The organism is Thioalkalivibrio sp. ALJ24 (assembly GCF_000377785.1).
In the GTDB taxonomy this organism is placed as follows: domain Bacteria; phylum Pseudomonadota; class Gammaproteobacteria; order Ectothiorhodospirales; family Ectothiorhodospiraceae; genus Thioalkalivibrio.
Genome location: NZ_KB898724.1, coordinates 175,797 through 201,452 on the forward strand (window position 1 = coordinate 175,797; position 25,656 = coordinate 201,452).

General features: G+C 69.2%; 17 protein-coding genes and 1 pseudogene. 11 read left to right on the forward strand and 7 right to left on the reverse strand.

The features are described 5' to 3' along the window. Positions 1-4: 4 nt before the first annotated feature. Complete coding sequence (gene truB / locus D571_RS0100835; protein ID WP_018934779.1) at positions 5-964, forward strand: tRNA pseudouridine(55) synthase TruB; 960 nt, start codon at positions 5-7, stop codon at positions 962-964. Here the strand turns inward: truB and D571_RS0100840 are convergent. Continuing rightward, on the reverse strand, positions 951-3,602 hold the full coding sequence (locus D571_RS0100840) for an EAL domain-containing protein (protein ID WP_018934780.1): 2,652 nt from the start codon (positions 3,600-3,602) through the stop codon (positions 951-953). The genes truB and D571_RS0100840 overlap by 14 nt on opposite strands. 172 nt (positions 3,603-3,774) lie before the next feature. Here D571_RS0100840 and rpsO point away from each other — a divergent pair, with 172 nt between their 5' ends. The 5 genes from rpsO to D571_RS0100865 all read left to right on the forward strand — a co-directional run bounded on the left by rpsO (position 3,775) and on the right by D571_RS0100865 (position 11,256). Next, a complete protein-coding gene (gene rpsO / locus D571_RS0100845) occupies positions 3,775-4,044 on the forward strand; it encodes a 30S ribosomal protein S15 (protein ID WP_018934781.1) in 270 nt (89 codons plus the stop codon). A gap of 118 nt (positions 4,045-4,162) precedes the next feature. After that, positions 4,163-6,250, forward strand: coding sequence for a polyribonucleotide nucleotidyltransferase (gene pnp, locus D571_RS0100850; RefSeq protein WP_018934782.1), 2,088 nt, complete (start codon positions 4,163-4,165; stop codon positions 6,248-6,250). Between the two features lie 59 nt (positions 6,251-6,309). Next, complete coding sequence (locus tag D571_RS0100855; protein ID WP_018934783.1) at positions 6,310-6,927, forward strand: class I SAM-dependent methyltransferase; 618 nt, start codon at positions 6,310-6,312, stop codon at positions 6,925-6,927. 118 nt (positions 6,928-7,045) lie between these two features. Then, positions 7,046-10,339, forward strand: coding sequence for a response regulator (locus D571_RS0100860; protein WP_018934784.1), 3,294 nt, complete (start codon positions 7,046-7,048; stop codon positions 10,337-10,339). Further along, complete coding sequence (locus D571_RS0100865; protein ID WP_018934785.1) at positions 10,336-11,256, forward strand: diguanylate cyclase; 921 nt, start codon at positions 10,336-10,338, stop codon at positions 11,254-11,256. Before D571_RS0100860 ends, D571_RS0100865 begins: the two co-directional genes overlap by 4 nt. A gap of 13 nt (positions 11,257-11,269) precedes the next feature. Here the strand turns inward: D571_RS0100865 and D571_RS14520 are convergent. The 4 genes and pseudogenes from D571_RS14520 to mgtE (D571_RS0100880) form a co-directional block, all read right to left on the reverse strand. Next, positions 11,270-11,560, reverse strand: a pseudogene (locus tag D571_RS14520) (hypothetical protein); the annotation flags it as partial. Beyond that, positions 11,557-12,783: a flavodoxin-dependent (E)-4-hydroxy-3-methylbut-2-enyl-diphosphate synthase gene (gene ispG / locus D571_RS0100870; RefSeq protein WP_018934786.1), complete on the reverse strand. Its 1,227-nt coding sequence runs from the start codon at positions 12,781-12,783 to the stop codon at positions 11,557-11,559. The gene ispG and the pseudogene D571_RS14520, both read right to left, overlap by 4 nt. A gap of 114 nt (positions 12,784-12,897) precedes the next feature. Continuing rightward, positions 12,898-14,256 carry a magnesium transporter gene (gene mgtE / locus D571_RS0100875; protein WP_018934787.1) on the reverse strand — a complete coding sequence of 453 codons (1,359 nt, stop codon included), beginning with the start codon at positions 14,254-14,256 and terminating at the stop codon, positions 12,898-12,900. 11 nt (positions 14,257-14,267) lie between these two features. Then, positions 14,268-15,629 carry a magnesium transporter gene (gene mgtE / locus D571_RS0100880; protein WP_018934788.1) on the reverse strand — a complete coding sequence of 454 codons (1,362 nt, stop codon included), beginning with the start codon at positions 15,627-15,629 and terminating at the stop codon, positions 14,268-14,270. A gap of 686 nt (positions 15,630-16,315) precedes the next feature. On the opposite strand from mgtE (D571_RS0100880), the gene D571_RS0100885 reads away from it, so the two are divergent. Genes D571_RS0100885 through D571_RS0100900 form a run of 4 tightly spaced genes read left to right on the forward strand, consistent with a single transcriptional unit; the run spans position 16,316 to position 21,412 of the window. Next, positions 16,316-16,999, forward strand: a complete 684-nt coding sequence (locus D571_RS0100885) for an ABC transporter ATP-binding protein (protein WP_026287465.1) — start codon at positions 16,316-16,318, stop codon at positions 16,997-16,999. Positions 17,000-17,004: 5 nt separating this feature from the next. Then, entirely contained in the window at positions 17,005-19,551 is a 2,547-nt protein-coding gene (locus D571_RS0100890) for an ABC transporter permease (protein ID WP_018934790.1), read from the forward strand. Beyond that, positions 19,551-20,732: a lipocalin-like domain-containing protein gene (locus tag D571_RS0100895; protein WP_018934791.1), complete on the forward strand. Its 1,182-nt coding sequence runs from the start codon at positions 19,551-19,553 to the stop codon at positions 20,730-20,732. The genes D571_RS0100890 and D571_RS0100895 overlap by 1 nt, the downstream gene beginning before the upstream one ends. Before the next feature lie 5 nt (positions 20,733-20,737). Next, positions 20,738-21,412 (forward strand): cytochrome b/b6 domain-containing protein, encoded by a 675-nt coding sequence (locus D571_RS0100900; protein ID WP_018934792.1) that lies wholly within the window; start codon positions 20,738-20,740, stop codon positions 21,410-21,412. A 102-nt stretch (positions 21,413-21,514) separates the two neighbouring features. Here the strand turns inward: D571_RS0100900 and D571_RS0100905 are convergent, their stop codons facing one another. Next, a complete protein-coding gene (locus D571_RS0100905) occupies positions 21,515-24,292 on the reverse strand; it encodes a valine--tRNA ligase (RefSeq protein WP_018934793.1) in 2,778 nt (925 codons plus the stop codon). Between the two features lie 185 nt (positions 24,293-24,477). Here D571_RS0100905 and D571_RS0100910 point away from each other — a divergent pair, with 185 nt between their 5' ends. Continuing rightward, positions 24,478-25,080, forward strand: coding sequence for an outer membrane protein (locus D571_RS0100910; protein ID WP_018934794.1), 603 nt, complete (start codon positions 24,478-24,480; stop codon positions 25,078-25,080). A gap of 148 nt (positions 25,081-25,228) precedes the next feature. On the opposite strand, the gene D571_RS0100915 is transcribed toward D571_RS0100910, so the two are convergent. Next, positions 25,229-25,648 carry a DNA polymerase III subunit chi gene (locus D571_RS0100915; protein WP_018934795.1) on the reverse strand — a complete coding sequence of 140 codons (420 nt, stop codon included), beginning with the start codon at positions 25,646-25,648 and terminating at the stop codon, positions 25,229-25,231. Positions 25,649-25,656 lie beyond the last annotated feature (8 nt).

Genomic DNA, 25,656 nt, shown 5'->3' on the forward strand with positions numbered 1-25,656 from the left:
ACCCGTGGCACGCAGGAAGGGTCGCAACGTCGACGGCATCCTGCTGCTCGACAAGCCGCAGGGCCTCAGCTCCAGTCAGGCGCTGGGGCGGGTGAAATATCTGCTGGGCGCGCGTAAGGCCGGGCACACCGGTGCACTGGATCCGCGCGCGACCGGCCTTCTCCCGTTGTGTTTCGGTCAGGCCACCAAGGTCTCCGGCTGGCTGCTGGACGCCGACAAGCGCTACACCGCGCTGGCGCGTCTGGGGGTGGAGACCGACTCCGCCGACATGGACGGCCGCGTGCTGAGCGAGGCTCCGGTGCCGACGCTTGCCCCCGAGGATCTGGCGCGCCTGGAACGCGAGTTCAGCGGTGCGCTGGAACAGGTGCCGCCGATGGTCTCCGCGCTGAAGCAGGACGGGCGGCGGCTGTACGAACTGGCGCGCGAGGGTGTGGAAGTCGAACGCCCGCCGCGACCGGTGCAGGTCCATTCGCTGCACATCGAGCCGCGGGGCGAGGATCGCCTGCATCTCGAGGTGCACTGTTCCAAGGGTACCTACATCCGTTCGCTGGTGGCCGACATCGGCCGCGCCCTGGGCTGCGGGGCGGCGGTGGAAGAGCTGCGCCGCACCGGCCACGGGGTGTTCGACGCGTCCGCGATGTGGACCCGGGAGGCCCTGGAGGAACGCTTCGAACAGGGCGGGGCCGCGGCCATCGAGGCCTGCCTGCTGCCGGCCGAGGCCGCGCTGGCCGACTGGCCGGGGGTGCGGGTGAACGATGCCGGAGCCGCGGCCCTGCGGCATGGCAACCCGGCGCCGGCGGAGACGGTGGCGGCCCGCGTCGCCGGGCGCTCGCCGGAACCCGGTGCGGAGGAGCCACCGGGGATGCTGGTGCGCATGCACGATGCGCAGGGACGCTTCCTCGGTGTTGGCCTGCAGGGCGCGGACGGGGTTATCCGTCCGCGGCGGCTGTTCATCCCCGACTGACCGGGCCCGACTGGCGGTAGAGCGGCACCGGGTTGTCGATCACCCCGGCCAGCTGCTCCCCGGATATCGGGCGCGCCAGATAATACCCCTGGGCCTGGTCGCAGCCTTCGTCGATGAGCATCCGGAGCTGGGTCCCGGTCTCCACGCCTTCGGCGATGACCTCCAGACCGAGCTTGTGGCCCATCGCGATCACCGAGGCGGTCAGCGCGGCGTCGGCCGCGTCGTTGTCGGCCCCCCGGACGAAGGAGCCGTCCACCTTCAGGCGCTGCACCGGCAGGCGCTTGAGGTAGCTGAGCGAGGAGTAACCGGTGCCGAAGTCGTCGATGGCCAGCTGCACGCCCATCGCCCGCAGCTCCTCCAGCACCTCGATGCCGCGCTCGGCGTGGTCGATCAGGAAGCCTTCGGTGATCTCGAGTTCCAGACGCCACGGCGGCAGATCGCTCTCTGCCAGTACCTCGCGCACGTCACCGACGATGTTCCCGAACAGGATCTGGTGCCCGGAGACGTTCACGCCGATGCGCCCGAGACGTTCCGGGCCCCACTCGCAGGCGCGGCGCACGGCCTCGCGCAGGACCCAGCGCCCCAGCAGGCCGATGGTGCCGTTTTCCTCCGCCACCGAGATGAATTCCGCCGGGCTGATCATGCCGAACTCCGGATGACGCCAGCGGACCAGCGCCTCGGCCCCGGTCAGCGACTCGCCGGGCAGGTCCCATTGCGGCTGGTACACGACCTCGAGCTCGTCACCCTCGATCGCCCGGCGCAGGCCGGCCTCGATCGCCAGTCGCCGGTGGCTGGCCTCGGTGAGATCGGCGGTGTAGATCTGCACGTTGTTGCGGCCACGGGCCTTGGCCCGGTACATCGCGGAGTCCGCGTTGCGGATCAGCATGTCCGGTGTGGCCGCGTCGTCCGGGAACACGCTGATGCCGATGCTGGCACCGATGAAGAGCTCCTGTCCGGCCACGTGGAACGGGGCGTCCAGCGCGCGCAGGAGGCCGTGGGCCACGGCTTCGGCCTCGGTAGTCGCATGGATGCGTTCGCTCAGGACCACGAACTCGTCGCCGCCGTGGCGGGCGATGGTGGAGTGCGGATCCACCGCGTCCAGCAGGCGGCCGGCCACTGCCTCCAGCAGTTCGTCGCCGCGGTGGTGGCCAAGGCTGTCGTTGACGTACTTGAAACCGTCGAGGTCGACGAACAGCACCGCCAGTCGCTCTTCATGCTGGCGGCAGCGTTCGATCGCGCGGGCCAGGCGCTCATCCAGCTGGGTCCGGTTCGGCAGCTCGGTCAGCGGGTCATAATTGGCCAGGTGAGTGACCCGGCGGTGGGCCTCCTCGCGGCTGGTGACGTCGCGCGCGACTCCGAAGATGTCCACCACCCGGTCGCCGTCGTAGCGCACCCGGGCATTGAGTTCCAGCATTACCCGATGGCCGTCCGCGTCCAGGACTTCGGTGCGCGCCGGGGGCAGGTCGGCATCGTCGCCGCCGTCGATGGGCACCGCGGTGCCCTCGAGATAGGGCAGGAAGGGTTCCACTAGGGCGCGCAGGGTTCCTTCCGGCAGGCGGTCCATGCTGCGGCCGAGGACGCGCTCGACGCCCGCTGATACGTAGCGCGCGCGGCCCGAGCGGTCGAAGCGATAGACGAAGCCGCTGGCATATTCCAGCAGGTCTTCCTGTTCCTCCGCGGCCTGTTCCAGGGCCTCCGACTGCGCGACCACCTGGCGTGAAAGCGGGCGGATCACCCCGACGAGGCCCAGCCCCGACAGCAGGGCCATGCCAAGCACCAGGGCCACCGGCAGGGCGAGGTGGACCGCCATCCCTTCGTAGAGCTCGTCGGCAGGCAGCGCGACGGCCAGGCCCCAGTCCTCGCGGACCGGGGCGGAGAACACCACCTCGTTATCGCCGCGCTGCAGTGCGGCAGTGCCTCCCCGGGCCAGCTGCAGCGCCGGTGCGACGGGCTCGCCGGCGCCGGTGGGCATCAGGCTCCAGGTGATATCGTCGACCCGCAGGACGACGCCTTCGGGACCCTCGAGATAGGCCCCGTTGCGACCTTCGGCGACTCCCTCCATCACGCTGCCCAGGGCCTCGGCGGGGAACACCAGGATGTCCGCACCCAGCCATTCATCATCACGCGACAGGATCGGCACCGCGATCATCACGTAGGCCCGACTTTGCCAGGCCAGATGGTCGCGCAGCCGGGTCTCGCGCATTCCTGGTTCCACATCCGGCCAGTAGATGGCGTCCGGAGTGGTCTCGCCCACCGACAGGACCTTGCTTCCCTCGGCATCTAGGCGGATGATGCCGGCCGCTCCCGAGGGGCGCAGTGCATCCTCCAGCTTGTCGTGGGTGAATTCCCGCAGGGTCTCCCGGTCCACCTCGCCACGGTTGTAGGCGGCCAGCTCGTCGCGGATGCGGCTGCGGCTGGCGACCTGCCATGCGATGTCCTCGAGGCGGTCGAAGTACTGTGCCACCGCCAGCCCGTGGTTCTGCAGTGCCGACTGCTGCGCCAGGTCGGCGCGGTCACGCGCCTGCTGGTAGTAGGCGTGGGCGGTGAGCCCGGCCGCGATCAGGCCCACCAGTACCAGCACTGTCAGCGACAGCAGCAGGATTCGGGCCTGAAGTCGCCGGGTTTCCTGCGTGGTCATGACCTTCCCTGTCCGGAGGCGATGCGCCCCACATTACATCACAACGTGGCGGTCGGGTATGTAGCGGTCTCCCGCTGTTCATGCTCCCGGGGGCGTGCTAACATGTGCGCCCTGTTCGCCAGCGCCACTGGCCACTCAGACAGACGGTTCAGGAATCAGGAGACAGCCTTACATGTCGCTCACCACCGAAGAGAAATCGGCCATCGTCGAGAAGCACAAGCGCGATGCCAGTGATACCGGATCGCCCGAGGTGCAGATCGCCCTCCTGACGGCGCGTATCCAGCATCTGATGGGCCACTTCGACAAGCACAAGCAGGACCACCATTCCCGGCGCGGCCTGCTGAAGATGGTCAGCCAGCGGCGCAAGCTGCTGTCCTATCTCAAGCGAAAGGACGTCGAACGCTATCAGTCGATCGTGAAGGAACTGGGGCTTCGCCGCTAGGCTCCGCCCCCTCGGGCCCGCGCCACCGGTGCGGGCCCGTCTGTTTCAGGGATCCGCTGGCCGCCTGCGTGGTGGCCGGCGGATCGCATCAGGGAATCAACGGGAAACGGGAAATCACGTGTCATACAAGAAGTCGTTCCAGTACGGAAATCACACCGTCACGCTCGAAACCGGAGACATTGCCCGCCAGGCCAGCGGCGCGGTGCTGGTCAACATGGCCGAGACCGTGGTTCTGGTCACCGTGGTCGCCCGCAAGGAGGCCGACCCGGGGCGCGACTTCTTCCCCCTGACCGTCAACTACCAGGAACGCACCTACGCCGCAGGCAAGATCCCCGGCGGCTTCTTCAAGCGTGAAGGGCGCCCGAGCGAGAAGGAAACCCTGACCTCGCGCCTGATCGATCGTCCGATCCGGCCGCTGTTTCCCGAGGGCTTCAAGAACGAGACCCAGGTGATCGCCACGGTGGTGTCGATCAACCCCGAAGTGGATCCGGACGTTCCGGCGATGCTGGGTGCGTCGGCCGCGCTGGCGCTGTCGGGTGTTCCCTTCGGCGGCCCCATCGGCGCCGCCCGCGTCGGCTACCGTGCCGGCGAGTATCTGCTGAACCCGAGCTTCAGCGCGCTGGAGGAATCGGAGCTGAACCTGGTCGTGGCCGGTACCGAGAACGCGGTGCTGATGGTGGAGTCCGAGGCCAGCGAGCTGTCCGAGGAGACCATGCTGGGCGCGGTGATGTACGGCCACGAACAGATGCAGACCGCGATCCGCGCGATCAACGAGCTGGCCGCCGAGGCCGGCGAGCCGGCCTGGGACTGGCAGCCGCCGGAGAGCGATGCGTCGGTGGAAGACCGCGTGGCCGCCGCCGCGCGCGACGAGCTGACCGAGATCTACCAGATCGCCGACAAGCAGACCCGCAGCCAGCGCCTGAGCGAACTGCGCAACCGCCTGGTCGATTCCCTGGCGAGTGATGATGAATCCGGACCGGATGCCGACGCGGTCAAGACCGCCCTTCACGATCTGGAATACCGCCTGGTGCGCGATCGCATCCTCGATGGCCACCCGCGTATCGATGGCCGCGACACGAAGACCGTGCGCACGATCGACGTGAAGACCGGCATCCTGCCGCGGGCCCATGGCTCGTCGCTGTTCACCCGGGGCGAGACCCAGGCGATGGTGGTGGCGACCCTGGGCACCGACCGCGATGCCCAGGTGATCGACGCGATCGAGGGCGAGCGCCGCGACCGCTTCATGCTGCATTACAACTTCCCGCCGTACTGCACCGGGGAGACCGGTTTCGTCGGCTCGCCCAAGCGTCGCGAGATCGGCCACGGCCGGCTCGCCAAGCGCGGCGTGGCCGCGGTGATGCCGAACGACGAGGACTTCCCCTACGTGGTGCGCGTGGTTTCCGAGATCACCGAGTCGAACGGCTCCAGTTCCATGGCCTCGGTGTGCGGCACCTCGCTGGCGTTGATGGACGCCGGCGTGCCGCTGAAGGCGCCGGTTGCGGGCATCGCCATGGGCCTGATCAAGGAGGACGACCGTTTCGCCGTGCTCTCGGACATCCTCGGTGACGAGGACCACCTGGGCGACATGGATTTCAAGGTCGCCGGGACCTCGGACGGGGTGACCGCGCTGCAGATGGACATCAAGATTGACGGGATCACCCGCGAGATCATGGAAAAGGCGCTGGAGCAGGCGCGTGAAGGCCGTCTGCACATCCTCGGCTGCATGAACGCCGAGCTGGACTCCCATCGCGAGGAGATGTCCGAGCACGCGCCGCGCTTCATCACCATGAAGATCAACCCGGACAAGATTCGCGACGTGATCGGCAAGGGCGGCGCGACCATCCGCACCCTGACCGAGGAGACTGGCACGACCATCGACATCGGCGATGATGGCACGGTCAAGATCGCCTCCACCGATGCCGCCGCCGGTAACGAGGCGAAGCGTCGTATCGAGGAGCTGACCGCCGACATCGAGGTGGGTCGCCAGTACACCGGCAAGGTGGCCAAGATCATGGATTTCGGCGCCTTCGTGTCGATCCTGCCCGGCCGCGATGGTCTGGTGCACATCTCGCAGATCTCCGACGAGCGCGTGGAGAACGTCAGCGATTTCCTGTCCGAGGGCGACTCGGTCACCGTGCGTGTGCTGGAGGTCGACAAGCAGGGCCGCATCCGGCTGAGCATGAAGGCGGTCGAAGAAGACGCCTGAGGACGGGACGACGGGCCCGGCCCCGGGCCGGGTCCCGACTTCTCTCGGGGACGACAGGCATGGATCTGGTCAGCATTCGCAAGAGCTATCGGCGCTACGCGCGGCACTATGACGCGACCTTCGGGCGGGTGTTCGCCACCGGGCGGCACAGTGCGCAAAAGACCCTCGCGCCGCTGGAGGGCAAAAGGGTCCTCGAGGTCGGGGTCGGAACCGGCATTTCGTTTCCGGAATACCCCGAGGGGGTCGACCTGGTCGGGATCGACGTCTCGCGCGAGATGCTGCAGGTCGCTCAGGAACGCATCAACGGCGGTCTGCCCGGGGTACGCGGGGTCGCGGAGATGGACGCCGAAGCACTCGGTTTTCGCGACGACAGCTTCGATGCGGTGGTCGGGATGTACGTCGCCTCGGTGGTGCCCAACCCCGACCGCATGTTCGCGGAGATGTGGCGCGTCTGCCGGCCCGGCGGCCGGATCCTGCTGGTGAATCATTTCGCCTCGCGCCAGTGGTTTCTGCGCGGGGTGGAGCGCAGCCTGCGGCCGCTGTCGCGTGCGGTCGGCTTTCGTCCCGACATGGAGCTGGATCACTTCGTGTCGCTCACCGGCTGCGAGCCGGAGGCAGTGGAACCGGCCAGCCTGTTCGGCTACTGGAAGCAGGTCGCCTTCCGCAAGCCGGCGTGATCCGCGGGCCGCAGGGGACCCCCGGTTACCCCGGGGAGGGAAACCCTGATGGAGCTTCGCCGGGCCCGTGGGGTCCGGTCCTGCCCTCGCCCGAGGGCGCCGATCCCGGGACCAGCCGATGACCGCAGGTGACCAGAGCTCGAGTTCGTTCCAGACGTTTCATCTCCGCCTGCTGGTACTGGTACTTGCGGCCATCGTGCTGCTGGGCGCGGTGCTCGCGACGGTGGCCTACCAGATGCTGGAGGGCGAGACCCGCGACGCTGTGCGCTCGGAGGTGACCTCCACCTCCGAATCGACTGCGCTGTACGTCTCCCACTGGTTCTCCAGCAATGCGCGTCTGATCGAGGGCATGGCCCACGAGATCCCGGTGGGACGTGACCCTCTGCCCGTGCTGCAGCAGTTCGAGCGAATGGGCGACGTGGACCTCACCTACGTCGGCGATCAGCAGGGCGCGATGATCATGTCCGACCCCGACGCCAGCCTTCCGGCGGACTTCGATCCGCGCACGCGCCCCTGGTACGAGGGTGCGCTGCTGAACGATGGTCTGTACATCACCGCCCCCTTCGAGGATGCCGCGCAGGACCGGCTGATCATCTCCATGGGCGTGCCGGTTTACCGCGACACCGGCGAGCTGCACGGGGTGGCGGCCGGCGATATCGGCCTGCAGGAGGTGGCTGCCAGCGTGGCCGGCCTTGACCTGCGCTGGGACGGATACACGGTGCTGGTCGACGAAGACGGCATGGTGGTCGCGCACCCGGATTCCTCGCGCGTGCTGCAGCCGCTGGTGGATGTCATCGAGGAAAGCGGCGGGTTTGATCCGCTCGACCCGGCCTACGAGGGCGAGCTGCGCGAAGTGGTGATGGACGGGGAAAAACGCCTGCTGCACGCCACGCCCATCTCCGGGACCGACTGGTATCAGGTCCTGAGCCTGGACCGCGCGGCGGTGACCGAGCCGCTGCGCGATCTGCTGTGGCAGTTTGCCCTGTGGACCGTGGTGGCCGTGGTCCTGGTGGGGGGCGGTACCGCGCTGATCCTCAACCGGCTGGTGCGGGTACGCCGTGAGCTGGAGAACGAGATGAAGCTCGCACGCGAAGAGGCGGAGAGCGCCACCCGAGCGAAGAGCGAGTTTCTGGCCAACATGAGCCACGAGATCCGCACGCCGATGAACGCGATCATCGGCATGAGTCACCTCGCCCGGCGGACCGAACTGACCCCGCGCCAGCGCAACTACCTGGACAAGATCGACAATGCGGCCCAGCGGCTGCTGGGACTGATCAACGACATCCTCGATTTCTCCAAGATCGAGGCCGGCAAGCTGGAACTGGAAGACCAGCCCTTCCACCTCGACAGCGTGCTGCACGGGGTCACCGACGTGGTCGGTCACCGCGCCGAGGAGAAGGGCCTGGAGCTGGTCCACCATGTTGCCCCCGGGACGCCGCGGAACCTGCGCGGGGATGCGCTGCGGCTGGGGCAGGTCCTGACCAACCTGGTGGGCAACGCGGTGAAGTTCACCGAACGCGGCGAGGTGGTGGTGCACGTCTCCGCCGAGGCCATCGATGGCGGGTTCGTGACCCTGCGCTTCTCGGTGCGGGACACCGGGCCGGGCATGAGCGAGGAGGAGGCGGGCCGGCTGTTCCGCTCCTTCACCCAGCTGGATGCCTCGGTGACCCGGCGCCAGGAAGGTACCGGACTGGGACTGGCGATCAGCCGTCAGCTGGTGGAGATGATGGGCGGCGAGATCGGGGTCGAGAGCACGCCCGGCGAGGGTTCGACCTTCAGCTTCAGCGTGCGCCTGCCAGTGGAGAGCGAACCGGTGCAGACCAGGCAGGCAAGGGCCTCGCGCTCGCTGCGCGGGCACCGGGTGCTGGTGGTGGACGATTCCGATACCGCGCGCGAGACCCTCGCGGCCATGCTGCGCGACCTCGGGATCGAGGCGGACACCGCCGAGTCCGGGCCGCAGGCCCTGCAGCTGCTGGACCGGGCGCTGGAGCAGGGGAGCCATTACGACATGGTGCTGACCGACTGGCGCATGCCGGGCATGGACGGTCTGGAGGTCGCGCAGGCCATCAACACCGAACGCAAGCGCCAGGTGCCGTCGGTGCTGATGGTCACCGGTTTCGGCCGCGACGAGGTCCTGCAGCAGGCCGAGGAGACCGTGGACGGCGTGCTGCTGAAGCCGGTCACCGAGTCCACGCTGCATGACACCATGCTGGAATTGCTGCAGGTGGATGACGGGCACGACCAGATTCGCGAGGCCGCCCCCGGCACCTCCGCCGAGCTGCCGCGGCTGGACGGTGTGCGCATCCTGCTTGCCGAGGACAATGCGATCAACCGCGATCTGGCGGTGGAACTGCTGCAGGATCAGGGCTGCCGTGTGACCACCGTGGAGAACGGGCGCGAGGTGCTGGACGCGGTGCAGGAGGGCCGCTTCGATGCGGTGCTGATGGACATCCAGATGCCCGAGATGGACGGCCTGACCGCGACCCGCAAGCTGCGCGAGGATCCACGGCTGCAGGAACTCCCGGTGATCGCGATGACTGCCCACGCGATGGCGGGCGACCGCGAGAAGAGCCTGGATGCGGGGATGAATGACCATGTGGCCAAGCCGATCGACCCGGCAGCGCTGGCGCGGACCCTGGCGAGCTGGGTGGCCCGTGATGGCACGTCCGGCGGGGCGAATGCCGGATCAGAGCCCGTGCAACCGGAGCCTGGCAAGCCGGCGGCACCCGCCACGGCCGACGTCGCCGGGGATGCGGCAGCCCCCGCGCCAACTGCCGGTGGCAGGGAGGATGAACTGCCGGACGAATTGCCGCCGTTCGACCTGCCGGCTGCCCTGGCTCGCTGCAACGGGAAGGCGTCGCTGCTGCGGCGCATGATACTGAGCCTGGAGCAGCGTTACAGCGACGTGGCGGCAGAGCTGGCCACCCTGCTGGATGAAGGCCGGCGCGAGGAGGCCCACCGCCTGGCCCATTCACTCAAGGGGGTGGCGGGATCACTGGAGCTGCAGGAGGTGCGGCACTGTGCGGAAGCGATCGAGCTGAGCCTCGCGCAGAGGGACGAGGCAAGCGCGCGGGCGCGACTGTCCGATCTGGAGGCCGCCCTGGCCCCGGCGCTGGACGCCGCGCGCAGCCTCGTCGAGGAGACCCGTGACGCCGCTGACAAGCCTGCGGCCGGCCCGGTGCCGGCCGCGGCGGGCGCGCTGCCGATCGAGGATCTGCGCGGACTGAGAGAGCTGATCGAGGGCAACAACCTGCGGGCTCGGGCACGCTTCCGCGAGCTTCGCGCGGAACTGCTCGGTCACGGGCTGGATGATACCGTGCGGGAAATGGAGACCCGGATTGAAGAACTCGATTTCGACCATGCGCTGGCGGTCCTGGACCGGCTGCTGGAACACGCGGGAGAGTCACCATGACCGGTGCGCATCGGGCCCGCATCCTGGTGGTGGATGACGAGCCGGCCAACATCGAACTGCTGGCCGGGGTCTTCGAGGACCAGCACGAGGTGCTGTTCGCGACCAATGGCGAGAAGGCCATGGAACTGGCTGCCTCCGCCCGGCCGGACGTGATCCTGCTGGACGTGATGATGCCCGGGACCGACGGTTTTCAGGTCTGCGAGTGGCTGAAATCCGAACGCGCGACTGCGAACATCCCGGTGATCTTCATCACCGGTGTCGGTGACAACGAGGGCGAGGCCCGGGGCCTGGAGCTGGGCGCCGTCGACTACGTGAACAAGCCGATCAACCCGCCGGTGGTGCGCCTGCGGGTCCAGCACCAGATCGAACTGAAGCGGGCCCGTGACCAGCTGACCCGCATGGCGGTCACCGACGGGCTCACCGGTCTGGCCAACCGCCGCCAGTTCGAGGACACCCTGGAACGCGAGAATGCGCGCCTGGCGCGCACCGGGGGCGAGCTCTCGGTGATCCTGATGGATATCGACTACTTCAAGCCCTTCAACGACAGCCTCGGGCACGTGCGCGGCGATGACTGCCTGCGCGAGGTGGCCCGGGTGCTGGACGAGACCGTGTCGCGTTCCGCGGATCTCGCGGCCCGCTACGGTGGGGAGGAATTCGGCTGTATCCTGCCGGACACCGCGCTGGGGAATGCCGCCGAGGTGGCTGAACGGGTGCGTCGGGCAATCACCGAGCTGGCGATTCCTCACCCCGCCTCCGCGGTGGCGGACCATGTGACCGCCAGCCTCGGGGTCGCCAGCCTGCTGTGCAAGCCGCGGCGCTCGGCGCTGCGGGTGGTCGCGCGGGCCGACGAGCAGCTCTACCGGGCCAAGGCCGAGGGCCGTAACCGGGTCTGCGCCGCCGACGGACCGGAGGAGTAAGCGGGGCACAGGCGCGGGTGAACAGCGGGAGTTCGTGACGCCGGGCGTTGGCGGCGAGGAAGCGTCCGCGTCCGGGATGGTCGGCCTCCAGCGCGTCGAGATACTGCGAGGCCTCGCCCGCCACCGTCGACAGGAACACCTCCAGCTCGCGGGGGTCCACCCGTGGCGGCCCGTAAGCGGAACCGTCGTCGGCCGGATACCAGAACAGCCGCGGCTGCCAGTTGCAGCCCTGAATGCGCGGATCCTCGAACAGGGCCTGCACGCGTTGCAGCAGTTGCGGGTCGTGTGCGGCGCTCGCGCTCATCCGGCCTGTCCGTAGCGGCGTTCGATGTAGGCTTCGACGCGGGCCTGGAACTCCTCGGCAATATGCTCGCCCTTGAGGGTCACGGTCTTCTCGCCGTCCTCGTAGACCGGTGCGACCGGCTGCTCTCCGGTGCCGGGCAGGGAGATCCCGATGTCGGCGTGCTTGCTCTCGCCCGGGCCGTTGACCACGCAGCCCATCACCGCGACGGTCATCTCCTCGACCCCGGGGTAGTGCTGGCGCCAGTTCGGCATCTGCTGGCGGATGTAGCTCTGGATGTCCTGCGCCAGGTGCTGGAAGTACTCGCTGGAGGTGCGGCCGCAGCCAGGGCAGGCCACCACCGAGGGCAGGAAGCTGCGCAGGCCCATGCTCTGCAGGATCTCCTGCGCGACGCTGACCTCCTGCGTGCGGTCACCGCCGGGTTCCGGGGTCAGCGAGATGCGGATGGTATCGCCGATGCCCTGCTGCAGCAGGACGGACAGCGCGGCGGTGGAGGCGACGATCCCCTTGGCCCCCATGCCGGCCTCGGTCAGACCCAGGTGCAGGGGGTAGTCGCAGCGCGCAGCGAGGTCCTGGTAGACCCGGATCAGTGGCTGCACGCCACTGACCTTGGCCGACAGGATGATGCGGTCATGTGGCAGGCCGATGCGTTCGGCCTCGGCGGCATTCTCCAGCGCCGAGGTGATCAGTGCCTGCTCCATCACTGCCTGCGGTTCCAGCGGCTCCGGGCGCTGTGCGTTCTGGTCCATCATGCGCGCCAGCAGTTCCTGGTCGAGGCTGCCCCAGTTCACGCCGATGCGGACCGGCCGGTCGAAGCGGATGGCGGTCTCGATCATCGCCTGGTACTGCGCGTCGCGCTTCGAGCCGCGGCCGACGTTGCCCGGGTTGATGCGCAGCTTGGCCAGGGCCTCGGCGCATTCGGGGTATTCGGTCAGCAGCTTGTGGCCGTTGAAGTGGAAGTCGCCCACCAGCGGCACGTCCAGGCCCATCGCGTCGAGCCGCTCGCGGATTTCCGGTACGGCCTTCGCGGCGTCGGCGGAGTTGACCGTGATGCGCACGATCTCCGAGCCGGCGCGTGCCAGTTCGGCCACCTGGACCGCGGTGCGCAGGGCGTCGGCGGTGTCGGTGTTGGTCATCGACTGGACCACCACGGGATGCTCGCCGCCCACGGCCACGGGGCCGACGCGGACGGGGACGGTGCGGTGCCGGACGGGGCTGGTGCTCATGCTGATCTACTCGCGTGCTGGGTCGGGCCGGATCGGGTGCCGAGTCTAACGCAGTCGCGCGGGCCTGCCGAGCCGCCGCAGGCCGCGCGGGTGCTTGTGCGGCGGTGACGCCCGTTACAGGCCCAGCACGGCCACGGCCACGCCGAAATAGATCAGGATCCCGCCGATGTCGACCACCGAGGTGATCAGCGGCGCGCTGGCCACCGCCGGGTCCAGCCGCAGGGCGGTCAGGCCGAAAGGCAGGAGCATGCCGAACATCGCGCCGAACACCACGACCAGGAACATGCCCAGGGCGATGGCGTTGGCGACCTCCAGCGAGCCCAGCCAGTTTCCGGAGAGCCAGATGGCGGCCGCCAGGGTCACGCCCAGCGCGGTCGAGACCAGCAGTTCCTTGCCGCCCAGGCGCCAGGCGTCGCGCAATCGGACATCATTGACCGCCAGCGAGCGCACCACCAGGGTCGCCGCCTGCGAGCCGGTGTTGCCGCCGGTGGCGATCACCATCGGCAGGAAGAAGACCAGCGCGACCACCGCCTCGATGGCCGCCTCGTAGCGGGCGATCGCCAGCCCGGCGAAGATGTTGACCGCCACCAGGATCAGCAGCCAGCCGATGCGCTTGCGGTACAGCAGGCCCATGCTCGCGTCGCGCAGCGACAGCACCACGTCGCCCACCGCGGCCATGCGGTGGAAGTCCTCGGTGGTCTCCGCGCGCAGTACGTCCATCACGTCGTCGACGGTGATGATACCCAGCATGTGGCCCTCGTCGTCGACCACCGGCAGCACGTTGAGGTCGTAGTGGCTGATGCGGTGGGCCGCCTCCTCGCGGTCCTCCTCGGCGGTGATGCTGGCGACGTCGGTGTGCATCAGGTCGCCGACGCGCGCGGAGGCGCGCGCCAGCAGCAGGTCCTTCAGCCGCACCCAGGCCAGCAGTTCGCCGGCGGCGGTGGTCACGAACACCGTGTTCACGGTCTCCGCCACCTCGTGGTGGGCGCGCAGATGTTCCATGGCCTCGCTCACCGTCCATTCGGGCTGCACGGTGACGTACTCCGGGGTCATCACGCGCCCGGCGCTTTCTTCCGGATAGGCCAGCAGCGAGCCCACCGCCTCCTGGCTCTCCGCCGGGAGGGTCTCCATCAGGGAGTCGGCATGCTCGTCGCCCAGGCTGTCGATCACCGCCACGGCGTCGTCCAGCGAGAGGGCGGCGACCAGGTCCGCGGCCTGCTGCTCGTCCAGCGCGGCCAGCACCCGGGACTGATGATCGGGCTCCAGGTGCGCGTACACCGGCGCGGCGCAGGCCGGCTCCAGACGCTGGAAGAAGGCGACCGCCTGATCCTCGGGCAGGGTCTCCAGCGCGTCCGACAGGTCGGGCGCCGCATGCGCGTTGCAGATCGCGTTCAGCGGGCCGTCGGAGCCCTGCTCCAGGGCGGTGCGCAGGGTGTCGGGGAGGTTGTCGATGTCGTGATCGGTCGGACTCATGCGGATTCCCCTCAGGCCGGCGTGGCAAGGCCGAGCATGGCCACGGCCAGCGAGAAATAGATGGCGATGCCGCCAAGGTCGGCGATGGCGGTGACCAGCGGTACGCTGGCGGTCGCGGGGTCGAGCTTGAGGCTGCGCAGGATCACCGGCAGCAGCATGCCGACCATGCTGGCGAAGGCCACGATCAGGGTCATGGCGACCGCCACCAGCACCGCGATCTCCATGCCGCCGCGCCAAAGGCCCAGCAGCGATACCGCGATCCCCATGCTGACGCCGATGCCGGTGGCCACGCCCAGTTCCTTGGCCCACAGGCGCAGCCAGTCGCGCGTGGTGACCTCGCCGATGGCCATCGCGCGCACCATCAGGGTGGAGCTCTGCGCCCCGGCGTTACCGCCGGAGTCGATGATCAGCGGCAGGAAGAACACCAGCACCGCCACCGCCTCGATGGCCTCCTCGTACTGCGAGATCATCAGCGCGCCGAGGGTGTTGAACGCCACCAGGCCCAGCAGCCAGCCGATCCGCTTGCGATACAGCAGGAACGGGCTGGCCTGACGCGGGCTCAGCGGGAGGTTGCCCACCGAACCCAGCTTGTGGAAATCCTCGGTGGACTCGGCCTCGATCACGTCCATGACGTCGTCCACCGTGACCACGCCCAGCAGCTCACCGTTGTCGCCCACCACCGGCAGGCTTTCGATGTCGTAGTGCTGGATGCGCCGTGCGGCCTCGACGCGGTCGGCGTCCACCTGCACCGTAAAGGGCGACTCGTCGTCGATCAGGCTGCGCACCGGGCTGTCGGGCTCGGCGCGCAGGAACCGGCGGATGGGGATGGCGGCCAGCAGGGTGCGGTCGTCGTCGACCACGAAGATCACGTTGCTGGAGTGCTCGTCGCCGGTACGACGGATGTGAGCCAGCGCGCGCTTGAGCGTCCAGTCCGGGTCCACCGCGACCACCGACGGCGACATCACCCGCCCGACCGAGGCCTCGGGGTAGTTGAGCTGCTTCAGGGCACGGCGGATGGCGCGGAACGGCAGCAGGCGCAGGTACTCGCGCAGGCGTTCGGCGTCCAGGGTCTGCAGCAGCGCGGTGAGGTCGTCGGTCTCCATCTCGGAGAGCAGAAAGCGCGCGTCCTCGCGCGACGACGCGCCCAGCAGCTGCTGCTGGAAGGGGATGTCGAGATAGGCGAAGACATCGGCCTTGCGTCCGGGGTGCAGCCGGTTGAAGACCGGGGCGATCTCCTCGGCGGGGAGTTCCATCAGAGCATGCGCGATGTCCTGCACGCGCATGTAGTCCAGCAGCTCGTCGAGGCCGGCGCGGTCGTCCAGCCGGACCAGTTCGCGCAGCTCGATGATGGACTGTTCGAGGTTGTGTTCCATGTCCTGCTCCCGGCGGTCGATGGCGGTTCACCGGCCCGCGGCGCGGTGACGACGAGGGACCGTCGTATTCGGATTTCCAGGACGGGGCAGATCGCAGGATCCGGCCGCCTCCCGGCGCTCTGGTGTCATGAGGCCCGGCGGCAGCGGCGGAAAAGGGTGCGCAGTGCTTACGGCCGGGCGACGATAGATCGACAGCGTGTTCGGCGTTTCATCATGCGATCCCTTGTGGAAAGTCCCTTTATTCTAACGGATCCTCAGTGTCACTCAAGTGCTTGCGTGCGATGCTTGCACCGGTTTGAGCACTCGCGCGAACCTTCCGGCCTGCGCCCGGTCGCTAGGGAAACACTGATCAATGTACACGCTCGCGCTCGAGTCGCTTTTGTGTGCGAACAAGGCGCGGCGACCGCCGTGCAGTCATTCTGCACAAGGGAACCGCAACGCCGTGCGCGCGCAAAGGCGGCCGAGCCCCTTCGGGGTTGGCACGCCAGGTTCCCCGATCCTGCGTTGCGGCCCTTGCCGGTAGAACCACTACCGGCTGCGCACCGCGCCTTGGCTCGGAAAACTTGGCGTGCCAACGCGAGCGTGTACATTGATCAGTGTTTCCCTGGTCCAAGCCCGTCATGGAGCCGTACATGTCCTCGTCGTCGCCCGCCGCCGTCGCCCCGTCGCAGGATCCCGTGCTGGACGTGGCCGCACTGACGTTCGCCTATCCCGGCGCGCCGGAGACGGCGGTGCTGCGCGGGGTGAATCTGACGCTGGCGCCGGGGGAGCGGGTGGCGATAGTCGGCGAGAGCGGTTCCGGCAAGTCCACCCTGCTGCACCTGGCCGCGGGGCTGGAGCGCCCGGGCGGGGGCGAGGTGCGGCTGGCCGGGACCTCGCTGGGTGGCCTGGACGAGGCCGGCCGCACGCGTTTGCGCCGGCGGGTCGCCGGCATCGTGTTCCAGTCGTTCCATCTGATCCCGACCCTGGATGCGCGCGAGAATGTGATGCTGGCCCTTGAGCTGGCCGGGCTCCCCGATGACGTTGCGGGCCGCCGGGCGCGGGTGGCGGAGCGTCGCCGGCGTGCGGACGCCGCGCTGGCGGCGGTGGGTCTGGAAGGGCTGGGCGGACGCCTGCCCGAAGCCCTCAGCGGCGGGGAACAGCAGCGCGTGGCGATTGCCCGCGCGCTGGTGCACCAGCCGGCCCTGATCCTGGCCGACGAACCCACCGGCAATCTCGATTCGGTCACCGGCGAGTCGGTCTTCTCGCTGCTGCTGGAGCAGGTGGCCACGCATGACAGCGCCCTGCTGCTGGTGACCCACAGCGCGGAACTGGCCGGCCGCCTCGACCGCATCCACACCATGCACGACGGTCTTCTGCGGGAGGGCTGACGGCCATGGGGCTGATCTGGCGGGCGTGGATGCGCGACTGGCGCCGCCGGCCCCTGCAGCGGGTGCTGACCCTGCTGGGGGTGGTGATCGCGGTGGCCGTGGTGCTGGCGGTGGATCTGGCCAATCAGTCCGCGCAGCGCGCCTTCGACCGTTCCATGGAGACCGTGGCCGGCACCGCCACCCACCAGGTGCTGGGGCCGCCGGAGGGCTTTGCCGAGGCCCTGTATGCGGAGCTGCGCAGCGCCGGCCAGCGGGAGACCGCACCGGTGGTGGAGGGCGCCGCGCGGCTGGAAGACGGCCGCAGTATCTACCTGCTGGGCGTGGATCCGTTCGCCGAGGGGCCGTTCCGCGGCGCCGCCTCGGACATCGGCGCGGCGCCGGTGCAGCGGCTCCTGACCGAACCCGGGACGGTGCTCCCGCCACGCCAGTGGTTCGCGGAGCAGGATGCGGCGGATGGCGACCGGATCGAACTGCAGGCGGCCGGTGGCCGCCACGCGGTGCGGGTACTCGAGGCCGACGGGGCCGGCGAGGACGACGGGCGGGTGTGGGTCACCGATATCGCCACCGCCCAGGTCCTGCTGGGCCGCGACGGGCGCCTCGACCGCATCGACCTGCGGCTGGAGGATGCCGAGGCGCAGCGGGCGATGGAACGCGCGCTGGAACAGGCCGCCGGGACCGCGGGGGTGAACCCCGAGGAGCTGGAGATCGTCGAGTCCGGGGCGCGCGATCAGGCCTCGCGCGAGCTGGCACGGGCGTTTCGCATCAACCTGACGGCGATGAGCCTGCTGGCGCTGCTGATCGCGGCGTTTCTGGTCTACAACACCCAGACCTTCGCGGTGCTGCGCCGGCGCGAGCTGCTGTCCAGCCTGCGCCTGCTGGGGGCGGGGCGCGGTCGGGTCGTCGCCGTGGTCCTGCTGGAGGCGGCGCTGGTCGGACTGATCGGGACTCTGCTGGGGGCGCTGGCGGGGATCGCGCTGGCACAGGCACTGGTCGCACAGGTGGCGCAGACCGTCACCGACCATTTCTTTGCCGCGGCGGTCACGCAGGTCACGCCCCGGCCGCTGGCCCTGCTGGCGGTGCTGCCAGTTGGGGTGGGCGTGGCGCTGCTGGCTGCGCTGGCCCCGGCGCTGGAGGCGGCCCGCCACGCGGGGCCGTCGGGGCAGGGAGCCGGGGCCGGCGAGGCGCGGGCACGGCGGCGGGCGAACCGTCTGGCCGTGACGTCCCTGGGCCTGCTGGTCGCCGGTGCCGGGGTACTGGTCACCGGCGTGGCCGGGCTGCCGGGGGCCTTCTTCGGCCTGTTCCTGCTGATCGCCGGTTTCGTGCTGCTGCTGCCCCGGGTCCTGGGCTGGACGCTGCGCGGACTGGCCGCCCTCAGCGCCGGTCGCAGCCTGCCGCGGATCGGGCTGCGCAGCCTCGAACGCAGCCTGTCGCGCAGCGGCCCGGCCGCTTCGGCCCTGACCCTGGCGCTGGCCGCGACCATCGCGGTCTCGGTGATGGTGGGCAGCTTTCGCGGCAGCGTGGAGCAGTGGCTGGGACAGGCCCTGACCTCGGATCTCTACGTCACTCCGGTCGCCCCGGCCGCGGCTCGGGATGCGGCGCGGCTGCCGCAGGACTGGGCCGGGCCGCTGTTGAGCGAGTCCGGGGCCGACTCGCTGAGTACCGGTACCACGGTGGAGACCGGCAGCGACGCGGGCCGGGTCGAGCTGTTCGTGGTGCGGCCGCACCCCGACTGGCTGGAGCACCTGCCGCTGCTGGAGGTGGATGGTCCCCGGGACGGGCTGGCGGACCGTATGGCCGCCGGCGACGCCGTGCTGGTGACCGAACCCTTCGCCGCCCACCACGACCTGCAGGCCGGTGACGATCTCGAGCTGGCGGTGCCGGGCGGGCGTCGTACGTTCACGGTGGCCGGGGTCTACCGCGACTACGCGACCCCGCAGGGGCGCGTGATGATCCCCCACGGCGCCTATGCCCGGGACGGGCCGGCGCCGGAGGGCGTGGGTTCGTTCGGGCTGGTGCTGCCGCCGGATGTCGATCCGGAGGCCGCGGTCGAGCGCCTGGAGGCGTGGCTGGCGCAGCGCGATCCGGCGGCGATCGTGACCCGACCGGCGGAGCTGGAACAGGAATCCATGGCGATCTTCGACCGCACCTTCGCGGTCACCCACCTGCTGCGGATCATCACCCTGGTGGTCGCCTTCATCGCCATCCTCGGCGCCCTGATGGCCCTGCAGATGGAGCGTGCCCGCGAGTTCGCGACGCTGCGCAGCCTGGGGCTGGAGCCGCGGGGCGTGCACGGGCTGGTGCTGCTGCAGGGCGGGGTGCTCGGGTTGTTCGCGGTGCTGGCGGCGATCCCCGCGGGCCTGGGCATGGGCTGGATCCTGATCGAGGTGATCAACCGTCAGGCCTTCGGCTGGGGCATGGACCTGCGCTGGCCCGGGCGTGAGGTCGCGGGCACCGTGGCCGTCGGGCTGGTGGCCGCGCTGCTGGCCTCGTTGTGGCCGGCCTGGCGCATGGCCCGGATGCGTCTGCTGCCGGCGTTGCGGGAGGTGACCTGATGCGGGGCATGCTGCGAGCAGGGCTGCTTGTGCTGTTGCTGTCGGGTGCGTGGCTGGCGGGCTGTGGCGGGGAGCCGCCGGAACCCGCGTCCGACGAAGAGGGGACGGCGCTGCGGGTCGCCGATGCCCTGGGCGAGGAGGATCTCGAGGGCTTTCGCCGGGCCGAGGAGCCGCGCGTGTTCGAGTTCCCGCGGGATCACGGTCCGCATCCGGGGTTTCGCAACGAGTGGTGGTATCTGACCGGCAATCTGGAGGACCCCGACGGCGGCCGCCACGGGTTCCACATCACCTTCTTCCGGGTGGCGCTGGCGCCGGAGCTGGAAGGCGACCCGGCCTTTCACGGGTCGACCTGGGCCACGCCGCGTCTGTGGATGGCGCATGCCGCGATCCTCGACGTGGAGGGCGACTGGCACGCCTCGGAGGAGCGCTTCGCCCGGGATGCCGCCGGGCTGGCGGGTGCCAGCGAGCCGGTGGGCCGGGTGTGGCTGGAGGACTGGCAGCTGGCCGGCCTGGCGGGCGACACCTGGGACCTGCGGTTCACGGTGGACGGGCGCGAACTGGAGCTGGAGCTGGAACCGGAGCGCGCCCCGGTGCTGCAGGGCGAGGCGGGGCTGAGCCAGAAGGGGCCGGAGCCGGGCAATGCGTCGTACTACTATTCGGTCCCGCGGATCGCCGCGCGCGGCACCCTGCGTGGTGCGGACGGGGCGGAACGGGCGCTTTCCGGGCAGGCCTGGCTGGACCGCGAATGGAGCAGCGGGGCCCTGTCCGACGGCCAGATCGGCTGGAACTGGTTTGCCCTGCAGTTCGACGACGGCACCGACCTGATGTACTACCAGCTGCGGCGCGAGGACGGCACGCCCCACGAGCTTTCGAAGGGCCGCTGGATGCCGGCCGATGCCCCGGATCACGAGCTGCGCCCGGAGCACGTGGAGCTCGAACCGCTGCGGCATGCGCGCATGCCTTCGGGGAACCGTTACCCGGTGGTGTGGGAGATGACGGTCACGCCGCCGGATGGCGCCACCCCCCGGCATTTCCGCGTGGAGGCGGTGCGGGAATCTCAGGAAATGGATACGGTCATTCCGTACTGGGAAGGCGCGGTGGACATCCGTGACGAGGAGGGCGAGCGTCTGGGCCGCGGCTTCGTGGAACTGACCGGCTATGAACGCGAGGACCAGGAATGAACGGAATGACCGGTGGCAACGCGGATGCCCTGCGGGTGAAGGTGTGGGACTGGCCGACACGGGTGTTCCACTGGGGGCTGCTGCTGTGTCTGGTGGGGCTGTGGTACACCAGCACCGAATTCATGCTGTTCCGGTGGCACAAGTGGCTGGGCTACACCGTGCTGGGGCTGCTGCTGTTCCGCATCGTGTGGGGTTTTGTCGGCAGCGAGACGGCGCGTTTCAGTAACTGGCTGGCGGGGCCGGTGACGGTCGCGCGTTACGCGTGGGGCCGGCTGCGCGGCACCGCCCCCGAATACCTTGGGCACAACCCGCTGGGGGGCTGGGCGATCCTGCTGATGCTGGCGCTGCTGCTGGTGCAGGCGGTGACCGGGCTGTTCGCCAATGACGACATCTTCAACAAGGGACCACTGGCCGACTCCGTCAGCCGCGACGTCGAACGCGCGATGACGCGGGCCCACAAGGCCAACTTCGACCTGCTGCTGATCGTGATCGGGGTCCATGTGCTGGCCGTGTTCACCTATCAGTTCATTCTGCGGATCCGCCTGATTGGCGCGATGATCACCGGCTACAAGCGCGGGGCCTGGTCGGACCACCCGCATATCGCGAACCCCTGGTTCGGCCTGGTGCTGGCGCTGGTGGTGGCCGCGCTGGTGTTCGGGGTCGGCTCCGCCTGGGGGTAACCGGCGGCAGCCAAAGTCGCAGACTCCGCAGTGCCGGCTCCGAGCCCCGCGGCAGCGATCAGGGCCGGGGGCCGACGCCGGGCGGCCAGTGCCGCGCCGGCGTTACATCGCCCGGATGCGTTCGCGTTGCGCGGCGAGCTGCTCGCGGGTGGCCTGCATCTCGGCGACGCGGTCGCGCTCCTTCTGCACGACCTCGGCCGGGGCGCGGTCGACGAAGCTCTCGTTGGACAGGCGTTTCTCGCTCTGCTCGAGGTTCTTGTCGAGTTTGGCGATCTCCTTGTCCAGGCGGGCGAGCTCGGCGTCCTTGTCGATCAGGCCGGCCAGCGGGATTAGCAGCTGCATCTCGTCGACCAGCGCCATCGCCGATTCCGGGGCCTCGTCGCCGGCGTCCAGCCAGGTGACCTCCTCGGGCTTGCCGAGGAATTCCAGCAGCGCGTGGTGGCGCTGGTAGCGCTCCCGGTCGGCCTCGCTCCAGTTCTTCACCAGCACCGGCAGCGGCTTGCCCGGGGCGATGTCCATCTCGGCGCGAATGCGGCGCAGCCCGGTGATGAAGTCCTTGACCCAGTCGAGTTCGGCGGTGGCGGTGGCGTCATTCGGGAAGCCGTCCTGCGCCGGCCAGCGGCGCTGCACCAGGAACTCGACGTCGTCGCTGATGCCGGCGTGCGGCTTCACACTGGTCCAGATCGCCTCGGTGATGAACGGGATCACCGGGTGCAGCAGACGCAGCAGGGCCTCGAGCACGCTGACCAGCGTATGGCGCGTGGCACGCTTGACCGCCTCCGGCGTGGCGTCGTCGTTCAGCACCGGCTTGGTCAGCTCCAGATACCAGTCGCAGTAGTCGTGCCAGGTGAACTCGTAGAGCGTCTGCGCGGCCAGGTCGAAGCGGTAGGCGTCGAGCTGCTGCGTGGCCGTTGCGGCAGTTTCGGCCAGGCGGTCGAGGATCCAGCGATCGGCCAGGGTGCGATGTTCCGCGGTGTCCCCTGCGGCCGTGCAGTCGTGGCCCTCGACGTTCATCAGCACGAAGCGCGAGGCGTTCCACAGCTTGTTGCAGAAGTTGCGGTAGCCCTCGATGCGGCCGAGGTCGAACTTGATGTCGCGCCCGGTGGTGGCCAGGGCGGCCAGGGTGAAGCGCAGGGCATCGGTGCCGAAGGCGGGGAAGCCGTCGGGGAAGGCCTTGCGCGTGGTCTTCTCGATCTTCTTCGCCATCTGCGGCTGCATCAGGCCCCGGGTGCGCTTGGCCACCAGGTCGTCGGCGCTGATGCCGTCGATCAGGTCAATCGGGTCGATCACGTTGCCCTTGGACTTGGACATCTTCTGGCCTTCCGAATCGCGGATCAGGCCGGTGACGTACACCTCGCGAAACGGCACGTCGCCCATGAAGTGCTCGCCCATCATGATCATGCGGGCGACCCAGAAGAAGATGATGTCGAAGCCGGTGACCAGCACGCTGGTCGGGTAGAAGTCGCGCAGTTCCGGCGTCTGCTCCGGCCAGCCGAGGGTGGAGAACGGCCACAGGGCCGAGCTGAACCAGGTGTCGAGGACGTCCTCGTCCTGTTCCAGCGCCACCTCGGCGCCCAGGCCGTGCTTCTCGCGCACCTCGGCCTCGGAGCGCCCGACGTAGACGTTGCCGTCCGGGTCGTACCAGGCCGGGATGCGGTGACCCCACCAGATCTGGCGCGAGATGCACCAGTCCTCGATGTTGCGCATCCACTCGAAGTAGGTCTTCGACCAGTTCTCCGGCACGAAGCGGATGCGGCCGTCCTCCACCGCCTTGATCGCCGGTTCGGCCAGCGGGCCGGCCTTCACGTACCACTGGTCGGTCAGGTAGGGCTCGACCACGGTGCCGGAGCGATCGCCGCGCGGGACCATCAGGCGGTGGTCCTCGGTCTTTTCCAGCAGGCCGAGGTGATCCATATCGGCGACCACGCGCTTGCGGGCCTCATAGCGGTCCAGTCCGCGGTAGGCCTCGGGCACGTTGTCGTTCAGGCAGGCGTCGATGGTCAGGATGTTGATCACCGGCAGGTCGTGGCGCTGACCCATCGCGTAGTCGTTGAAGTCGTGCGCCGGGGTGATCTTCACGCAGCCGGAGCCGAACTCGGACTCGACGTAGTCGTCGGCGATGATCGGGATCTCGCGCCCGACCAGCGGCAGGCGGATCGTCCTGCCGATCAGGTCGCGGTAGCGTTCGTCTTCCGGGTGCACCGCGACGGCAGTGTCGCCCAGCATGGTCTCCGGTCGCGTGGTGGCCACGGTCAGGTGCCCGGAGCCGTCGGCCAGCGGATAGCGGAAGTGCCACAGGTGGCCGTTTTCCTCTTCCGACAGCACCTCCAGGTCGGACAGCGCGGTGTGCAGCACCGGGTCCCAGTTGACCAGGCGCTTGCCGCGGTAGATCAGGCCTTCCTCATGCAGGCGCACGAAGACCTCGAGCACCGCCTCGGACAGGCCGTCGTCCATGGTGAAGCGCTCGCGCGACCAGTCCACCGAATCGCCCAGCCGGCGCATCTGGCGGGTGATGGTGCCGCCGGATTCGTTCTTCCAGTCCCAGACAGCGCGCACGAATTCCTCGCGCCCGAGGTCGTGGCGGGTCTTTTCCTGCGCCGCCAGCTGGCGCTCGACCACCATCTGCGTGGCGATCCCGGCATGGTCGGTACCGCCCTGCCACAGGGTGCGGTCGCCGTGCATGCGCCGGTAGCGGATCAGGGTGTCCATCAGCGTGTGCTGGAACGCATGCCCCATGTGGAGCGTGCCGGTCACATTCGGTGGCGGCAGCAGGATGCAGTAGTTCGCCTCGCCCGTCTCCGGCGGCGCGAAGATGTTCGCAGCCTCCCAGCGTTCGTACTGGGCCTGTTCGATGCTCTTGGGGTCGAAGCTCTTGTCCATGGTCGGGCCGGGCTCGGGGTATGGATGGGAAAGCCGGGCATTATAACGAGCCGTTCGGGCCGTGACCCGTTTCGTCCGGGTGCACTGTCGAAACCCTCGTCTGGTGTGAGAGAATCGTCAGAAGTTGATGGACCGGGGGTGTCGCGCGGGCGTGCCGGCACCTCCCATATCGAGGAGAACGATTGATGTTCGGGAAAGGCAAGATTGCGGCCGCCGTGGGCGGTGCCCTGATGCTGGCCGGAGGCCTGTCCGCGGCCCAGGCCGACACCTTCCACGGCGGATACGTCGGCGGCCAGCTGGTGATCGTGGACTACGATTTTGATGTGGATCCCGGCCCCTCCCTGTCGGACAGCGACGTGGGCATCGGCGGTCTGATCGGTACCGGTACCACCGAGAACGACTATTACCTGGGCGTGGAGCTCGACTTCTGGCTGGATCAGGCCGACGACTCGGCCACCCGGAACGGGACGGATTACGACGTGGACGTCAAGCACAGCTATGGCGTGAACCTGCGTCTCGGCCGGGTCTTCAACGACGACCTGCTGGTCTACGGTCTGCTGGGTTACCAGGGCACCAAGGCCAAGGTGTCCGCCGAAGGGCTTGGTTCGGATTCCGAGACCTTCGAGGGTGGCCGCGGGGGCGCGGGTGTCGAGTATCAGCTCGACAACCGCATGTTCTTCCGTGGCGAGTATTCGCAGACCTTCCACGGAGATGAAACCGTGCTTGGCGGGGTCGAGGTGGATCCGGATTCCTGGCAGGTGAAGGGCGCGATCGGCTACCGCTTCTGAGCGTTGCGCGCGCCCCGGGATGAAAAAGGCCCCGCACGCCTGAGTGGCGTGCGGGGCCTTGTCGTTTCCGAAATGCCCGTTTGCCCGGGAAGTCTGCGGGATCGACGCGGGGCCCGGGCGGAGCCCCGGCTCACGACGCAGGCGGGACTCACAGGGCGTGATGTTCCAGCGGATAGCCGCGGTCGCGGAAGTAGCGCCAGCGGGCGCGACCGGCGGCGCGGCCGGTGTCGTCGCCGCCGACGATGTCGGCCACGCGCTCGAAGCGTCCGCAGTATTCGGGGACCTCGGCGGCCAGATTGACCAGCACGTCGCAGTGGGTGGTCGGGGCGCGGGAATCGTGCAGGGTCACCGGCACGTCGGGGGTGTCCACTTCGGTGGCGTGCGGCAGGAAGGCGGTGTCGCGGAAGGTCCACAGCCATTCGTCCAGGCTCTGCGTCAGGGCCGGATCCCCGGTGTGCACGTGCACCCGGTGGCCCTGGCGCGAGGCCTTCTCGGCCAGCTTGCAGGCCAGGCGCAGGCGCGCGTCAGGACGGGCGTCCTGCAGCAGGTAGAAGGTGACGCGGGTCATGCGCCGGC

Coding starts and splice junctions, on each gene's coding strand:
- D571_RS0100840 (WP_018934780.1), bottom strand. CDS start 3,602: ATGACCACGCAGGAAACCCGGCGACTTCAGGCCCGAATCCTGCTGCTG.
- D571_RS0100855 (WP_018934783.1), top strand. CDS start 6,310: ATGGATCTGGTCAGCATTCGCAAGAGCTATCGGCGCTACGCGCGGCAC.
- D571_RS0100900 (WP_018934792.1), top strand. CDS start 20,738: ATGACCGGTGGCAACGCGGATGCCCTGCGGGTGAAGGTGTGGGACTGG.
- D571_RS0100890 (WP_018934790.1), top strand. CDS start 17,005: ATGGGGCTGATCTGGCGGGCGTGGATGCGCGACTGGCGCCGCCGGCCC.
- D571_RS0100860 (WP_018934784.1), top strand. CDS start 7,046: ATGACCGCAGGTGACCAGAGCTCGAGTTCGTTCCAGACGTTTCATCTC.
- D571_RS0100865 (WP_018934785.1), top strand. CDS start 10,336: ATGACCGGTGCGCATCGGGCCCGCATCCTGGTGGTGGATGACGAGCCG.
- D571_RS0100895 (WP_018934791.1), top strand. CDS start 19,551: ATGCGGGGCATGCTGCGAGCAGGGCTGCTTGTGCTGTTGCTGTCGGGT.
- D571_RS0100905 (WP_018934793.1), bottom strand. CDS start 24,292: ATGGACAAGAGCTTCGACCCCAAGAGCATCGAACAGGCCCAGTACGAA.
- D571_RS0100915 (WP_018934795.1), bottom strand. CDS start 25,648: ATGACCCGCGTCACCTTCTACCTGCTGCAGGACGCCCGTCCTGACGCG.
- mgtE (WP_018934788.1), bottom strand. CDS start 15,629: ATGGAACACAACCTCGAACAGTCCATCATCGAGCTGCGCGAACTGGTC.
- D571_RS0100910 (WP_018934794.1), top strand. CDS start 24,478: ATGTTCGGGAAAGGCAAGATTGCGGCCGCCGTGGGCGGTGCCCTGATG.
- rpsO (WP_018934781.1), top strand. CDS start 3,775: ATGTCGCTCACCACCGAAGAGAAATCGGCCATCGTCGAGAAGCACAAG.
- ispG (WP_018934786.1), bottom strand. CDS start 12,783: ATGAGCACCAGCCCCGTCCGGCACCGCACCGTCCCCGTCCGCGTCGGC.
- mgtE (WP_018934787.1), bottom strand. CDS start 14,256: ATGAGTCCGACCGATCACGACATCGACAACCTCCCCGACACCCTGCGC.